14 protein-coding genes and 1 pseudogene are annotated in these 16757 nt (G+C 36.6%); 9 read left to right on the top strand and 6 right to left on the bottom strand.

What is annotated here, in order from left to right; translation table 11 throughout:
• The first annotated feature begins 489 nt into the window (after positions 1 to 489).
• The 4 genes from RM706_RS08865 (at position 490) to RM706_RS08850 (ending at position 4686) form a co-directional block, all read left to right on the top strand.
• A complete protein-coding gene (locus tag RM706_RS08865; protein ID WP_311350699.1) occupies positions 490 to 1530 on the top strand; it encodes a helix-turn-helix domain-containing protein in 1041 nt (346 codons plus the stop codon).
• Positions 1531 to 1641: 111 nt separating this feature from the next.
• Positions 1642 to 2421, top strand: a complete 780-nt coding sequence (locus tag RM706_RS08860) for a type 1 glutamine amidotransferase domain-containing protein (RefSeq protein WP_311350698.1) — start codon at positions 1642 to 1644, stop codon at positions 2419 to 2421.
• Between the two features lie 26 nt (positions 2422 to 2447).
• A complete protein-coding gene (locus RM706_RS08855) occupies positions 2448 to 4151 on the top strand; it encodes a serine hydrolase domain-containing protein (RefSeq protein WP_311350697.1) in 1704 nt (567 codons plus the stop codon).
• Positions 4152 to 4254: 103 nt separating this feature from the next.
• The gene (locus RM706_RS08850; RefSeq protein WP_311350696.1) at positions 4255 to 4686 is read left to right on the top strand and encodes a nuclear transport factor 2 family protein; all 432 of its coding nucleotides are present in this window, start codon (positions 4255 to 4257) and stop codon (positions 4684 to 4686) included.
• A 59-nt stretch (positions 4687 to 4745) separates the two neighbouring features.
• Here RM706_RS08850 and RM706_RS08845 read toward each other — a convergent pair whose 3' ends face one another.
• From RM706_RS08845 to RM706_RS08820, 6 genes and pseudogenes are all read right to left on the bottom strand, one after another.
• A complete protein-coding gene (locus RM706_RS08845; RefSeq protein WP_311350695.1) occupies positions 4746 to 5810 on the bottom strand; it encodes a dipeptidase in 1065 nt (354 codons plus the stop codon).
• 9 nt (positions 5811 to 5819) lie between these two features.
• Positions 5820 to 6932: a D-TA family PLP-dependent enzyme gene (locus RM706_RS08840; protein WP_311350694.1), complete on the bottom strand. Its 1113-nt coding sequence runs from the start codon at positions 6930 to 6932 to the stop codon at positions 5820 to 5822.
• A gap of 1 nt (position 6933) precedes the next feature.
• Entirely contained in the window at positions 6934 to 7395 is a 462-nt protein-coding gene (locus RM706_RS08835) for a RidA family protein (protein WP_311350693.1), read from the bottom strand.
• Positions 7396 to 7405: 10 nt separating this feature from the next.
• Entirely contained in the window at positions 7406 to 8719 is a 1314-nt protein-coding gene (locus RM706_RS08830; RefSeq protein WP_311350692.1) for a gluconate:H+ symporter, read from the bottom strand.
• A gap of 129 nt (positions 8720 to 8848) precedes the next feature.
• Positions 8849 to 9028: pseudogene (locus RM706_RS08825) on the bottom strand (GNAT family N-acetyltransferase); the annotation flags it as partial.
• A 405-nt stretch (positions 9029 to 9433) separates the two neighbouring features.
• On the bottom strand, positions 9434 to 9967 hold the full coding sequence (locus tag RM706_RS08820) for a hypothetical protein (RefSeq protein ID WP_311350691.1): 534 nt from the start codon (positions 9965 to 9967) through the stop codon (positions 9434 to 9436).
• Positions 9968 to 10141: 174 nt separating this feature from the next.
• Here RM706_RS08820 and RM706_RS08815 point away from each other — a divergent pair, with 174 nt between their 5' ends.
• The 5 genes from RM706_RS08815 to RM706_RS08795 all read left to right on the top strand — a co-directional run bounded on the left by RM706_RS08815 (position 10142) and on the right by RM706_RS08795 (position 16746).
• On the top strand, positions 10142 to 13363 hold the full coding sequence (locus RM706_RS08815; RefSeq protein WP_311350690.1) for a WD40/YVTN/BNR-like repeat-containing protein: 3222 nt from the start codon (positions 10142 to 10144) through the stop codon (positions 13361 to 13363).
• The gene (locus RM706_RS08810; RefSeq protein WP_311350689.1) at positions 13363 to 14058 is read left to right on the top strand and encodes a DUF2490 domain-containing protein; all 696 of its coding nucleotides are present in this window, start codon (positions 13363 to 13365) and stop codon (positions 14056 to 14058) included. The genes RM706_RS08815 and RM706_RS08810 overlap by 1 nt, the downstream gene beginning before the upstream one ends.
• Positions 14058 to 15278 (top strand): bifunctional alpha/beta hydrolase/OsmC family protein, encoded by a 1221-nt coding sequence (locus tag RM706_RS08805; RefSeq protein WP_311350688.1) that lies wholly within the window; start codon positions 14058 to 14060, stop codon positions 15276 to 15278. Before RM706_RS08810 ends, RM706_RS08805 begins: the two co-directional genes overlap by 1 nt.
• A 322-nt stretch (positions 15279 to 15600) precedes the next feature.
• Positions 15601 to 16086 carry a YdeI/OmpD-associated family protein gene (locus RM706_RS08800; RefSeq protein ID WP_311350687.1) on the top strand — a complete coding sequence of 162 codons (486 nt, stop codon included), beginning with the start codon at positions 15601 to 15603 and terminating at the stop codon, positions 16084 to 16086.
• Positions 16087 to 16161: 75 nt separating this feature from the next.
• Positions 16162 to 16746 (top strand): superoxide dismutase family protein, encoded by a 585-nt coding sequence (locus RM706_RS08795; RefSeq protein ID WP_311350686.1) that lies wholly within the window; start codon positions 16162 to 16164, stop codon positions 16744 to 16746.
• The last annotated feature ends 11 nt before the right edge of the window (positions 16747 to 16757 follow it).

Here is a 16757-nt window from a genome sequence, read left to right as displayed (position 1 = left end):
AGTTTCTTAATTGGAATAGCACATCCATGAATTCAATATTTGGTGCTTTTATAATTTCATGGGCTTCTGGTACGCTTTTAGCTAAATCAGAATATTGAACAGATTTAAGTGATTCAGCAGCAGAATCTCAAACACAAATTCTGCCTATTGCCCTACTGGATCCGTTTTAGCATAATACTTTTCAAATGTGTCATTTTTTCCAAGCCTGCTCTACAATCGGGTTATACATTTTATAAAGTAGATTCGATTTATCTCTTAAAAAACACATACCTAGATGGTATCGAATCATAACGTATCATTCGTTTCACGATAAAAATTCATCGCAATTTTAAGGGATAGTCCTAATTTAAGCATTTGTAAAATTTGTTAGTCAAAAATCTCCAAAAAGTATTGGTGTTAAAAAACCAAGAACAACCAACTACTAGATAATTTTTAATTTTACTTTTCGAATGCTTTTTTGCTACATTTATATAAATCTCTAACGAAATCATGAACGTCTCTGGTGAACTACTTTTCTTTTTTAGTGCCTTAGGTGTTTTCAATGCCCTATTAATCAGTTTCTATTTTTTCTTTTTTAAAAAGCCAAAAAATAGCTCCAATTTCTTTTTAGGATTTTTGCTTTTAATGCTTGCGATTAGGGTTGGCAAGTCAGTATTTTATTATTTCAACCCCGAGTTAGCACAAATATTTATCAAGTTTGGATTGGCAGCTTGCATATTAATAGGCCCTTCCCTTTATTTTTATATTAAATCTATAGCCCATACAGATATTATATCTGGTTTTTGGATAGTACATTTTTTAGTACTGACTGTCTTATCTATCTTAATCGGTTTTTTATTTCCTGAAACACATAATCCATGCATCATAAGTGACATTACTTGGATTGCAATAATCTATAAAATCTGGCTAGGCTATATCATTGCTTCTGGCTGGCTCATAAGAAGCAGTATCAACAAAGTTTTTAGAAAGAATGAGAAACTGTCCGGCCTAGATTTTTGGATGTTGAGTATTTTTATGGGAAACTTTATCATTTGGATAGCCTATACTACCATCTCATATACCTCATATATAGTTGGTGCGCTATCGTTTTCATTTATTTTCTACTTACTTTTTCTATTAATTTATTTTCGAAAAACTAAAGGGGCAATTTTTGATAAATCCCTTAAATATTCCAACAAAAAAATAGAAGCTGCTGAAGCCCAAAATTTATCAAAACAATTAAGTAATTTAATGGAAAGGGAGAAAATGTACACTGATTCAAACCTCAAACTCTCTGATGTTGCCAATAAAATGAATATTTTACCTCATACTCTTTCACAATTTATTAATGATAACTTAGGAAAGAGTTTTACTCTATTGATAAATGAGTATCGTGTTCAAGAAGCTAAAAATTTAATTAGATTTAACACGAATACTAAATTGGAAGCCATAGGCTATGATTGTGGGTTCAATTCAAAGTCGACTTTCTATTCGGCTTTCAAAAAAATAACCAATACCACTCCAGCCAAATTCAAAGAAAGTAATTCCTAAAAATTCCTTAAATCTGTTCTCAATTTATAAATCCGTACTCCTGATTTATAAGTAAAATATACTTTCATTTTGATTCTATATAATATTGAATCTGAATCTAAAAAGATAAAAATGAAAAGTGTCATTTACTTCACTATAACTGCCCTTTCTCTGCTAATAGGGTGTAAGCACACTAACAAAACCTCTCCCTTTGAAAGTGAGGCTATTGAGCGGTCAGAACGAATTTTATTTATCGTTTCAAATGCACATTATTATGGAAATACGAATATTAATACATCCAATCATTTTTCGGAAATAGTGCATGCTTACGAGGTATTTAGAAAAGCAGACTATGCTATTGATTTTGTAAGTCCAGAAGGCGGTGCAGTTCCTATAGGCTATATAAATACTTCCGATTCATTGCAAAAAAAATATCTCTATAACAATTCGTTCATGGATGACCTAGAAACTACAAGAAAACCAAGCGAAATAAAAGCTTCTGATTATAAGGCGGTCTATTATGGTGGTGGTGGTGCAGCCATGTTTGGAGTACCAGAAAACGAATCCATTCAAAGAATCGTAATGGAACTTTACGAGCGACACAATGGAATCGTTTCTGCTATTTGTCATGGTACAGCTGGCATCGTAAATCTCAAAACTAAGAATGATGTTTATTTATTTTCAGGAAAAAAAGTAAATGGCTTCCCAGATACCTTTGAGAACATGGAAGCTCAGTATTATAAAACGTTCCCCTTTTCCATACAACAGATAATTATAGAACGTGGAGGGGATTTTCAATTTTCTGAAGAAGGTTGGGATGGCTTTTATCAATCTGACGGGCGTTTAATTACCGGTCAAGATCCATCAGCAGCTGCTATCGTTGCAAAAAATGTCATTGAAAAATTACAATAAATATAAATCATCAAAAAATGAATAATATGAAAAATATATTTACATTATTTCTATCATTTATCTATATAACTTCTTTTTCACAAGAAGTTCAAAAAAGAGATGTTACAGCAGAACAGATAGACGCTATTTTTTCGCAATGGGATACTCAGACCAAACCCGGAATAGCTGTAGGTATTTTGAACGATGGGGAAATTGTCTATACAAAAGGCTATGGTCTAGCAAATTTAGAGCATCAGATTCCAATAAGCTCGAAAACAAGGTTTCATATTGGTGATATTGCTAAGGAATTCACCGTTTATGCACTTTTACTTTTGGAACAGCGTGGTGAATTTTCATTACAAGACGATATTCGTAAATACCTCCCAAAATTAAAATCTTTTCCATACCCCATCAGTATACAACAATTAATACATCATACAAGTGGGTTAAACAATTTAGAGGTTTCCAAAGCGCTTGCTGGATGGCGGACTGAAGATGTTTTTACTAAAGAACAAGCGTACGCCCTAATACTGAGCCAAGCAAAATCTTTATCTATTAATAAAAATGTACAGCGCTTTTCTGATGCAGGTTTTATGATTCTTGAAGATCTTATTGCTGAGGTCGGGAAAGTGCCATATGCAGATTTTGTAACCAAACATATTTTTGAGCCACTTGAAATGAAGAATTCAATATTTGACACTGAGGGAGCGGTAATTTCCAGTAAAGCGCAGGGTTACTTTGCCCAAAAAGATGGTTTTGTAAATACTACAATGAATCAAACTCATACTATATTATCTGATGTATATACCACTGTTGGAGATATGTGCCTTTGGGCGAAAGAGCTTGAAAACCCTAAAATAGGCACCGAAGAAATGACTTCAAAATTCGACGCACTTTCTACAGTTAATAGTAGTCAAATAAAGGAAACCAACACTGCACTTTATACTGGAGCCCATAGGTATTGGAATTTTAGAGGAGCAAAAAAAATGTATCATACAGAGGTGGCCGGCGGATATGCCAGTAAATTGATTCGTTATCCTGATTATGCACTTGCTGTTGTTATTATGGGTAATGATGGGGCTTACAACGGGTATGCAGGTACAGGGGCTAGTGCCCTTTATATTGAAGACTTTTTAGACCCAGTACCAGATGAATCCGAAAAAATTGTATCTGAAAAGCTATCAAAAAAACTACTTGAGTTATTTGAAGGCGACTATTGGGGTATAGATAATCACACAACACGAAAAATCTATGTCGCAAACGATACCTTAAGGTATTCAAGGAGTAAAGGAAATGAAAGTGCCCTACTTCCATTATCAAAAAATTCTTTTAAGATGATCACATGGAACGAGGTGGTAGTAAATTTTGATTCTAAATCCAATTCTAAGACCATGTCGGTGAAAGTTGGAGATAATACCACAAAGTTTATTGCATACGAAACCGATGCAAGTTGGACCAAAGATTTAAGCGTATTTACCGGAAAGTATCACGCAAAAGCTTTGAACACTTCATATTTGCTGGTTCTGGAAGAAGGGAAGCTGGTACTTAATCACTCAAGATTAGAACCAGTTCAGTTAGCTCCAAGAATAAAAAATGTATTCACCGGAAATCAAAGACATTTTACTTCATTAGAATTTAAAAATGGTACAAATGGTAATATCACGGGGTTTAAGCTATCCACCCGTGGAGTTGCAGATATTTGGTTTCAAAAAGAAAACAGTTCAAACGACACTTTTATGAAAACCAAATAAGGTTGCTATTTTTAGTTTAGTGACACAACCAGTAATTTAATTTACCCTTCTATTGAATATTATTAGCAAATAAGAATTATAAGTTAATCTAACATAAATAACAATGAATAAAATCATCTTTATATTCCTAATTTTAATTGGTATCCAAAATATTAAGGGACAATCTGATTTAGAGTCTATCGCCCAAACATTAACCGATTATATTGAGGGATCAACAAATGGTCAGCCAGATCGACTTAAAACTGCATTTCACAAAGATTTAAATCTATACTATGTAAAGAAAAATGATAGTCTAGGCATCTGGTCTGGAGAGTCTTATATACAAGATACAAAGGAGGGGCAACCAACTGGCGAAGATGGGAAAATCATTTCAATAGATTATGAAAACGACATAGCGATAGCGAAAGTAGAAATTTCACATCCTAAAAGCAGAAGCACCTATATAGATTATTTTATGTTGTTAAAAATTCAAAAAAAGTGGACTATTGTTCATAAAGCATATACACAGAGAACTTCAAACAAGGTCTATGAATAGTGTTTTTATTCTATTAATACTAGATGTCTTTTCTAACAGAAACTTATAGAATAAAAACACTATTCCCACACCCTTCTTAAAAATTCAATAAAGTTTTGGTGCATAATATCATCTATAGCCTCTTTGGTATAACCTCTTTTCGTTAACAATTGTGGCACTTTTTGTAAGTCGGCAATGGTATCTAGGTCAGCTGGGCTCTGTTCTTTCCCGAACGCACCATCTAAATCGGTGCCAACTCCCACATGTTTTGCATTACCTGCCAATTGGCAGATATGGTCAATATGATCGACCATCTGTTCTAAGCTTACCCCCATAGCCTCTGGTGTCGATTTACCTCGCACCCAATGGGGTACCATCATCCATGCATCTAAGGCAACCCCTATTACGGCCTTTCTAGAAATCAGTTCTTTGAGCTGTTCATCCGAAAATTGCCTATTATGATCGACCAAAGACCTACAATTGTTATGGCTTGCCCATACGGCTCCATCGTAAACTTTCATGGTCTCCCAAAAACTAAGGTCGCATAAATGTGTGGCATCTAAAATGAGATTCAGTTCTTCTATCTTTTTTAAAAGCGCTCTACCCTTTACACCTATTCCACCAACAGAATCCGTACCGTGTGCATAGGTGCCGGGGCCATAATGAGCAGGACCAATGGCACGCAAACCGCCTTCATACGATTTTTCTAAATGGTCTACGCTTACTATGGAGTCGGCACCTTCTAAGCTCAAAATATATCCTAAAGGAGTATTAAGAGAATCGTTTTCCCAGTTTTGTAAATGGTCATTGAGCGATTGTAGATTATGAATCTGTATCATTTCTCCAGCGGCCTCCATACTTTGGTACCAAGCCAGTTGCCCTTGGGTTTGTGCCCAAGCTTGTTCTGGAGAATTCCACCCTGGCAGGGTACTGCTCTTTTTTACATAACGTGCAATCTGTGTTGCCACGCACAATCCAATATTCCCTTTTCGTAGTTCAGGCAAACACACGGTATTCAATCCTCGATCAGGTTTGTCGGTCAATGCCTGTTCACTTTCCCTGATTTCATCAATTGGCCACCTTAAATCACGGTTCCACTCCAAGGCATTCATCGCGAGATCTAAATGGGCATCAAAAATGAACATGGCTGTATATTAAATGGTGATTTTATTATTTCGAGCAGCAACTGTCCAAACTTCAGTACTTTTATGCTCTGTAATTGCCGTGACTTCATGGTATTTTGCTACCGTCGGACAAATATGATAGGGTACGGCATATAACACATCACCTACGCTATAATCATCACTGTTCTTTGTTGTGACCACCAAATGCTCTTCGCTCTGCCCTATCTGTTCAAAATCGGTGTCTTCTAAAAATTGCACTCTCGGTAAAGGCATTTCTGGCGCAACCGATTTGTGTCCTAAATCTAAACACAAATACCCTTTTTTAGGTTTACTAATTACTCGAGTCATTAAAACGGCAGCTGGCAAAAATTTTAAATCAGGAAAAAGGGAACTGTATCTATAATCCCATAGCAACGAAGTGCCTGGTGATACTTGAACGTGCTTTCTTTTTGAATGTATTGGAAAAGAAGGGGTGCCGCCTGCAACAATATTTTTTACTTCTAATCCTATGCCTTCCAATTGCTTTTTTAAATGGGTCACTGTTTCAAAAGCATTATTACAAACGTGAGTACGAGTGGCGATATCCGAATTGCGAATGTGACCATCATATACATGAAGTCCTTCAATAATTATATTCACATTAGCGGCCATTTCTTGGTACAAAGCAACGGCCTTATCATTTGGTAAAACACCGGTCCGATGCATACCATTATTAATATCCAACCACAAAGAAACGGCTTGCTTACTTTCTGCTGCTATAGTTGTTATTTCATTTATTAGTTTGGAATTGTCCACAATAGTGGAAAAGTGCGTTTCTGGATAAGCGGCCATTAAATAAAAAAACCTGAAAATGTTGGGTCCTGTAGGTTGCATGGCCAAGAGCACATCTTTTGCTCCCGAAGCCGCTAAAAGTTCGGCTTCAGCGATTGTGGCACATTTAAACTTATCAATACCATGTTCTAATTGCATGGCAATGACTTCTGCCATCTTATGGGTTTTGATATGTGGTCGTAGGGATGTTGCACCGCCAGCTATCTCGAGCATTAACTTAATATTCGCTTTTATCCTATCAGGATATACCAATAAGGAAGGTGAGATAATGGTTTCTGAATCGTTTATAGCGTACCAAGCAGCTTTTTTCATATCAATGTAGTTCAAACATGGCCTCAATTTCCACAGGTATATTACCAGGTAACATCATACCCACTGCGCTGCGCACGCCAATGCCATTCTCCCTTCCAAATACCTCAGCAAACAATTCACTAAAACCGTTAATGACCAAAGGATGTTCTTTAAAATCTGGGGTGCAGTTGACCATTCCCAAAACTTTTACCACCCTTTTAATCTTATCCACACTTCCAAAATGTGCCTGAATCGTAGACAGCATCGTAAGTCCCACTTGTCTTGCCGCAAGTTTTGCTGCAGCCAGTTCCATATCATCTCCCACACGGCCCACAATTAATGAGGTATCATTTTGAACAGGTCCCTGCCCTGATACATACAAAAAATTATCGACTACCAGAATAGGCCTATACACTCCTGCAGGAGGCGGAGGCGGAGGTAATTCTAAACCCAATTCTTCAATTTTCTTTGATGGTGTTTTCATACAGTACGTATTATAACATTGCATTTAAAACTAAGGCGCCTAACAAGCCCATGATTCCAACTAAAGTTTCCATTACGGTCCAGGTTCTTAGCGTGTCTTTTATGGAGAGGTTGAAGTACTCTTTAAAAAGCCAGAACCCTGAATCATTAACATGCGAAAGCATTAAACTACCTGAACCAATTGCCAAAACCATAAGCTCGGTCTGCACTCCTGTCGCAGTTGCCAACGGCAATACAATTCCTGCTGCCGTTAGGCCAGCTACCGTAGCAGAACCTACACATACGCGAATGGCAGTAGCGATCAACCAAGCTAAAATTAAAGGAGAAACACTGGAGTCTTTAAGCAAATCAGCAATGTATCCACTAACACCACTATCAACCAAAATCTCCTTTAAGGCGCCTGCCCCGGCAATAATCAATAGAATCATCGTTATACTCGCCACAGATTTTGAAAGTGAGTCCATAACTTCTTTCATTTGCTTGCCCTGTGATAAACCGAGAGTGTATATTGCCACTAAAACAGCTATCAACATAGCTATGACAGGATTACCCAAAAACATAAATATTTGTTTTACGAGTCCTTCGGGAATAAATTGCTCTGCTATGATAGCAAAAATGATTAAAATAATTGGCAAAAGTGCTGTAAAAACACTTTTTGAAAGCCCAGGTAAGTTCTCTGGTGCAATTTCTCCGGTACTATAAAATTCAGCCAAGGGTTTCGCTTCAATCTTTTTTATGGTTCTAGCGAATAAAGGCCCCGCAACGATTATCGCAGGGATTGCAATAATAATTCCGTACAATAATGTTTTACCAATATCAGCATTGAACATGGCTGCTATTGCCGTTGGTGCTGGGTGCGGTGGTAAATAACCATGTGTAACGGATAACGAAGTTAGCATGGGCAATCCAACATAAAGCAAAGGTAATTTTGTAGAAACCGCTATCGTAAACACTAATGGAATTAAGATTACGAAACCCACAGAATAAAACATAGGGATACCCACTATAAAACCAGTAAGTACCACGGCCCATTGCACATATTTAATACCAAAAGCCGAAACCAATTTAGTGGTTATCTGTTGTGCTGCACCACTGTCAGCAACTAATTTACCCAGCATAGCCCCTAGGCCTAAAATCAATACTAGAAAGCCCAAGGTATTACCAATACCCGATTGTATTGATTTTACAAGGGTTTCAAGTTCCATCCCCTGAAAAATCCCAACAAAAATACATACGAGGATAAAAGATAAAAAAGCGTTTAATTTTACTTTGGCAATGAGAAAAAATAGGATGAGAATTCCTAAAGCAATAATAACAAGTGGCATAGTTTAACTTAATAGTTGGTTGATGACTTTGATAGTCATATTTCTGTCAGGTTCCTAAAGTATCAAAATTTTATGAAAGGGTTAAAAAATGATGGAAGTAATCACGATGCCCTAACTAAATGTTTGAAATTAAAGCGACAACTCATAAATTCGAGAATCCTCACCCGAAAGATGATATCCTTGCCCTAAATAACTGAACCCGTACTTTTCGTAATAACCAATATGGTCGGTACATAAATAGATATGATGGAAACCTCCTGCTTTGGCATCGCTCTTAGCTTTATTCATAAGTAAAGCTCCGTAAGCGTTACCGCGATGTTCCTATTCAATATATAGTGCGCATATCCAGGGATAAAAATCTCCCCTACTAATAAAATCATTTGTTATGAGTCCGGCACAACCAATAATTTCATCATTGTTCATTAATACATACTATTGCGGTAATGGGTTCAAAGAAGTAATACTATGACTAATACTATCCTCATAAATAATGGGCAATACACTACTCCAACTTTTTTGGAAATAGACTATCGTCCTATTTTTAATACTTGGATTCTCTCGTACCGATTCAATTCGCATTTTATAATTTACCAAAATAGCTATGCTAATATTTACAAAGGTCATCAAATAAAATAACTTTTGCGCCCCATCACAATCGCTGATCCTAAAGTATTAGAGAATGAGTTATTCGTAATTTTCGTAACAAAGTAATCGTTATTTAGTTTTTGGTTTTAATAGTTTTTTAATCCGGCCCGCAAGTTGATAGAACAGAAAAAATAGAAAGCATAAGATACTGCCAAAACCAATGGGTATAATAGCTCCAAAAGTAAAAGAAGCGCCCAAAACCCAACCCAAATAATATTCTGATTTATATAATGGAAAAATAAAAGCCATAATAAAAATGACCCCCATAATGTAATCGACTATCATAATTTCATTCATAAAACAAACCGAGATTGTTAAAGCAAATAATAATCCTGCCAAGAATCGCAGGGCCACTAGTTTTAAAGATTCTTTACCTTCTGATCTGTTCACACGTCTATATATTCTGAACAGTAAATAGTAGATGAATATAGGTAGTACAATACCTCCCAACCAATTGGGTATGCCGGGCATGTCTTGATTATGAAATAAATAATGTGTGGGAATACCCCCATGAAAATAATCCCAACCGATATCAATCCATACTAAAATGGTTACTAGTACTGTGATTAAAATACGAAGCCTTTGATTGAGTTGTTCTTTCATGGTCTTAATTTGATTGATATAGCAATGAGACGCAGGTCTATCCTAATTGTTACTTATTTAAAGGAAAAATTACCCGGAATCTTGATGTTCTTTTCTATAGTCTGTTAACACCCTTTTATGATTTCTCTCTGCCCATTTCTTTATCTTTATGCGACAAATTCCAACTAATCAAAAATGAAAAAATTACTTTCTTTTTTGGTGCTTTTAGCATCAACTTCTCTAATTGCCCAAGAATTTACGATGGACCTTGTTCAAGACCTCAAACCCCGAAACATTGGGCCTGGCGGAATGAGCGGTCGAGTAACGGCTATTGATGTAGTAACTGCCAGTCCTGACGTAATGTATGTGGGCACAGCCTCTGGAGGGTTGTGGAAATCAACTTCTGGCGGCATAAAATGGGATCCCATTTTTGATAAAGAGCTAACCGCATCCATCGGTGCAGTAGCCATTCAACAGTCTAACCCCTCGGTAATTTGGGTAGGTACCGGCGAAGGTAATCCACGTAATAGTTTAAATGGTGGCTTTGGGGTTTACAAATCATTAGATGGTGGTAAAACCTGGAAGTCTATGGGATTAGAAAAAACAAGGCATATTCACCGCGTAATCATTGACCCAACGGAGCCAAATACGGTTTATGTAGGCGCAATAGGTTCGCCCTGGGGAGAGCATCCAGAACGCGGTGTTTTTAAGACGACCGATGGAGGAGAGACTTGGAATAAAATTTTGTTCGTCAATAACAAAACTGGTGTTGGCGATATGGTGATGGATTTTAGTAATCCAAACAAACTTATCGTTGGAATGTGGGAACACAAACGTGATCCATGGTTCTTTAAATCAGGTGGTTCGGGCAGTGGTTTATATATGACACATGACGGTGGTGATAATTGGAAAAAGCTCTCTGAAGAGGACGGGTTGCCAAAAGGACATTTAGGACGAATAGGCATAGGAATCGCCAAAAACAAACCAAACATTGTTTATGCATTAATTGAAGCTAAAAAGAATGCACTATACAAATCTGAGGATGGAGGGTTCAAATGGAAAAAAATCAATGATAAAAGTGATATTGGAAATCGCCCTTTTTATTATTCTGATATTCATGTAGATCCAGAAAATGAAAATCGTGTATTTTCAGTATTTACTTACGTCAATTCTTCTGAAGATGGAGGTAAGAATTTCTCGCAATTAATGCCTGCTTATGGTGTAGATAATGGAGTTCATCCAGACCACCATGCTTGGTGGATTCATCCTGAAAACGGTCAATTTATGATAGATGGTAATGATGGAGGTATGAACATCACAAAAGATGGTGGTAAAACTTGGCGATTTGTTGGCAATATACCGATTGCCCAATTCTATCATATTAATGTAGATAATGAATATCCCTATAATGTCTATGGCGGTATGCAAGACAATGGTTCTTGGAGAGGTCCTGCTTATGTATGGCGCGTGCAAGGCATTCGAAATGATTATTGGCAAGAAATTGCTTTTGGTGATGGCTTTGATGTGGTCCCAGATTTAGATGATAATCAGTTTGGTTATGCCATGAGTCAGCAGGGTTTCGTAAGGCGATACGATTGGAAAACGGGTAACGATTATGTGGTACGTCCTACTCCACCAGATGCAGAAACTAAGCTTCGTTTCAACTGGAATGCTGGTATAGGCCAAGACCCTTATGACAATAGTACGGTTTACTTTGGAAGTCAGTTTGTGCATAAATCAACGAACAAAGGTTTAACCTGGGAGGTTATTTCTCCAGACTTAACTACGAATGACCCAGAGAAACAAAAACAAAGTGAAAGTGGTGGTTTAACTATGGATGCCACCGGTGCTGAAAACCACTGTACGATTCTGGTCGTTGAACCTTCTCCGGTAGAAAAAGATATGCTTTGGGTGGGAACGGATGATGGTCGCGTTCATTTTACCCAAAATGGAGGTTCTAGTTGGGTAGATGTGACCAAAAATATTAAAGGATTACCAGCAGGAAGCTGGATTCCTCAAATAAAAGCCTCAAAAAGGAATCAAGGAGAAGCGCTATTAGTAGCCAATGATTATCGAAGGTTTAATTACATTCCATATGTATATCGCACCAGGGATTATGGTAAAACCTGGGCACGTATAGTTGATGCAGATGATGTGGAAAGTTATACTCTGGCGATTGTCGAGGATAAAGAAAACCCTAATCTTATGTTTTTGGGTACCGATGATGGACTTTATATTTCATTTGATGCGGGAAGTAATTGGCAAAAATGGACAGAAGGCTATCCAACGGTTTCTACTAAAGACCTAATCATTCACCCAAGAGAAAATGATTTAGTCATTGGTACGTTTGGCCGTGCTGCATGGGTAATGGATGATATTCGTCCGCTTAGAGCACTTACGGCGGATAAATCAATTCTGCAAAAAGACATCTCATTATTTGAAAGTCCTACAGCCTATCAAGCTGCTTATCAACAGGCAAGTGGAAGTCGATTTGGTGCTGATGCCATTTACAATGGCGAGAATAGAGAACGCGGTGCTATGATTACCTATTATCTTAAAGAAGGCAAGAAGGAAGATATAGATAAAAGTAAAAAAGAAGAAGCATCAAATGAAGAGACCTCTACAACTGAGGATCAAAAAGAATTGACAGGGGTTCAGAAGAAAGATTCTGTTCAATTTGATTTTTATGATGGTGAGAGATTGATTCGTACCCTTAAATATAAAACTCCTGAAAAAGCTGGTTTCCACAGAATCTATTGGAGAATGGACGAGAAAGGTCCAAACAGACCTGCTCGTAAAATCAGTAAAAACATACAAGAAAGAGGGGGTACCAATGTAAAACCTGGAACTTATAAGGTAAAAGTGAGCTTTGGCGAATCTTCAGATTCTACCAATATTACTGTAAAAACGGATCCAAGATTAAACGTCCCTTTGGCTTCTATAAATGAAATTTACACACATAGCAAAAAACTGGAAGGATATACACAAAAGGCCGCGGATGCAGTAAAACAATTGGTTGAAAGTAAAGATTTAGCCAGTAAGTACGTCAAAGAAATGAAGGTTTTAGATAAAAATAAGTTTAAAGACCAAATAAAGGCTTCAAAGAATATTATTAAGTCAATTGATTCTCTAATTGTTATTTATATTGGAAAAGAGGATAAAAGACAAGGAATTACTCGTAATCCTGAAATTAATGTAGTGCAGCGTATTGGCAATGCGCGTTTTTATGTTACCACTCGGAAATCTGGGGTTACGAAAACAGAAAAAGATTTAATCAAATATGCAGAAGTTGATTTGAAGAATGCTTTGAACAAAACGAATTCTTTTTTTGATGAAAAATGGAAGCCTTATCGCGAATCAATCCAAAATTTAGATTTGTCCCCATTTAAGGAAACAAAAACATTCACCCTAGATTAATGAAGAAACTAGTAAGTATACTTTTCTTTACTACGCTATGCTTAAATGCGCAAACACCTGGTGAAGATGACACTGGTATTTGGTATATGTATTTTGGTACCAATAAAATTTCAGAACGTTTTAGTCTACATACTGAAGCTCAATTCAGATATTATGAAACAAGTTCTAATTTTAATCAGTTATTACTACGTACAGGATTAAATTATCACATTGATTCAAATGCCATTGCGACCTTAGGGTATGGTTTTATCGATACTGATCCTTCTTTTAGGAGTGATGAAATTTTGGTGAACAATATAACGGAGCATCGAATTTTTGAGCAATTTATTTTAAAAAACAAGGTCTGGGAATTACTCTTTGAACATCGATATAGGTTAGAACAGCGCTTTCTGACCGTTGAAAATAAGAATAGCCCATTCTATGAAAAAAGTACAGAACACCGCGCTCGCTATCGTATTCAAATGACACTGCCCTTGACAAATACTTTTTTCTTGAATTTTTATGATGAATTGTTCATTAACCTTCAAGATAATCTGTTTGGGCAAAATCGACTATATGGTGCAGTTGGAGCTCATATCACTGGTAACAGCAGTATTCAATTAGGATGGCTTAGAAATCAATTTTCCAGTGCGGTTTTTAATCGTTTTCAGATAGGTTTTTTCTTTAATCCCGACTTAAGGAGAAAGTCAAAATAATGAACCTTCAAAAAGTCTCCTTCTCCAATAAAGATGGTCAAAATCTGATTGGTCGATTAGAATTACCCGCAGATAGAACTGCACATAATTATGCGCTATTCGCTCATTGCTTTACCTGCACTAAGAATTTGTCAGCAGTAAAAAACATCAGTAAAGCATTAACCTCAAATGGTTTTGCGGTGTTGCGTTTTGACTTTACAGGTCTCGGCGAAAGTGACGGAGATTTTTCGGATACTAATTTCTCGGGAAATGTGGCAGATTTAGTTGCGGCGGCAAATTTTTTAAAAGAAAACTACGAACCCCCTTCTCTACTCATAGGGCATTCTTTGGGCGGAGCAGCTGTTATTTTTGCTGCTACTGAAATTGCTTCTGTAGATGCTGTAGCAACTATTGGAGCTCCATCTGACCCAAAACATGTCAAGCATTTGTTCAAAAGTGGTTTGGAAGAAATCAAGTCCAATGGCGAAGCCGTGGTCAATTTAAGTGGACGTGATTTTAAGATTAAAAAGCAGTTTGTTGATGATTTAGAAACTAAATCGCTTCCTGATACTGCCAAGACACTTAGAAAACCTTTGCTTATTATGCATTCCCCTCAAGATGATACTGTAGGAATCAAAAACGCCGAAGAAATATACATGGCGGCACACCATCCAAAAAGCTTTATCTCTTTGGACGGTGCAGACCATCTTTTGTTCAATAAAAAAGACTCTACCTATGTTGGAGAAGTTATTTCTGGGTGGGCAAAAAGATATCTGCCAATTAATGAGCGTACAGAAGGTCAATTGAAAACAAACCATCAAGTAGTTGCAAGTTTAGATGCTATCGATGGATTCACCACTCAATTAAAAGTAGGCAACCACTATCTGATTGCTGATGAACCCCAAAGTTTTGGTGGCAACGATTATGGACCTTCACCATACGAACTTGTTTCAGCTGGGTTGTCGGCATGCACTGTAATGACCATTCAAATGTATGCCAAAAGAAAAGGTTGGGTCGTCGATAACGTTGAAGTACATACATCATACAGTAAGTCACATGCCGAAGACTGTGAAAATTGCGAGGATAATACAGCTAAAATTGACACTTTTAATCGTGAAATAAAGTTTACAGGAGATTTGGATGACAAGCAAATACAACGGCTTCTACAAATAGCTGATAAATGTCCTGTTCACAAAACATTACATAGCGAAACTCAAGTAATTACGACTTTGGTCAACTAAAATCTCATATGTAATATATCGAAATACTGTATTTCTAGTTCTATAACGCGTTTATGAAGCGAACTCAAAGCACTTGTGTATTCTTTTGGACCTATTTCCCCAAGCTGTTTCATTTGACGTAAATGATTATAGCTTTTGCTAAATAACCGCCGTTGTTTACAATAAGAAAGAAAATCTAAGTATTTTGACGGTTGGTAGACCAACATAATGGTTCATGTTTATGGTTAGTATCTAATTTGGGGGAAATCAGATAAAATATTAACGCTTAATTACCGATTATCGTATTTTTTATACCTTTTATCGTGTTTTTAAAATAGCAATCATGTTAAAAAGTCCTGTTTTTGAGATTTCAGTAACCGGAGATTATCATTCACTAATCCTTTCTCAAAAAATTGTTGAGCCTTTTATAAAAAAGAAATTTAAACGCGTAAGAGCAGTAGCAAAATTTGAAGGAAGGGAATTGACCTTTCATGCGGCCATTCAAAAAATACATGGACAGTATTGTATGATGTTTGGTAAACGATACCAAAAAGAACTTGGCATATTTCCAAATGATATTTTTAAACTGCAATTTTTTGAAGATACTTCAAAATATGGGGTTGAAGTTCCAGAAGAATTTGAAGCAGTTATGCTAAGTGATTATGATGCCTATCAGATTTTTGAATCCCTAACTGATGGTCGAAAAAGAGGTCTTATTTACACCATTACCAGGTATAAAAACTCTCAAACCAAAATTGATAAGACCTTATTACTTTGCGAGAATCTAAAAAGAGGTATAAGAGATCCAAAAGAATTATTTAAATCTTAGTTCTCAAGTAAACTAGTGCATATGTTGACACCAGCTCAAATATTCAGTAACTTAGACCAAATAAAAACACTAAAAATGAAAAAAATACAAGCAACACTAATAGGTATTTTACTAGTGACTGCATTTAGCTGTAAAGAAGTAAAAAAAGATACTGACGCAGCCAAAGAAGAAATAGAAGAGGTAGAAACCGAAGTAGAAATGGCTAAAAACGAAGCCATTACTTTTAAGTTAGAACCCAAGAGCGATAGTAGTGTGTCTGGTGAAGTTACCTTTTCGGAAGAAGGTGGAACGGTCAGCATGTCTGCTTCTTTAACTGGTCTTACAGAGGGCGAACATGCAATTCATATTCATGAAAAAGCAGATTGCTCTTCAGCAGATGGAAAATCAACTGGTGGACATTGGAACCCCACTTTTCAACCCCATGCCAAATGGGGGGCAGAAGGAGGTTATCATAGAGGTGATATAGGTAATTTTAATGCAGATGAAAACGGTAATGCCTCTATATCGTTTGCTACAAATGAATGGTGTATTGGATGCGATGATGAAACTAAGAACATTATTGGTAAAGCAATTATTGTACATCAAGGTGTAGATGATTTTACCTCTCAACCAAGTGGTGCTGCAGGAGCACGTGTTGCTTGTACTGGTATTATCCAATAAATACATTAATG

This window comes from Croceitalea rosinachiae (assembly GCF_031846445.1).
In the GTDB taxonomy this organism is placed as follows: Bacteria; Bacteroidota; Bacteroidia; order Flavobacteriales; family Flavobacteriaceae; genus Croceitalea; species Croceitalea rosinachiae.
Note: the sequence above shows the minus strand (reverse complement) of the source record. Positions and strands in the feature narration are given on the sequence as shown.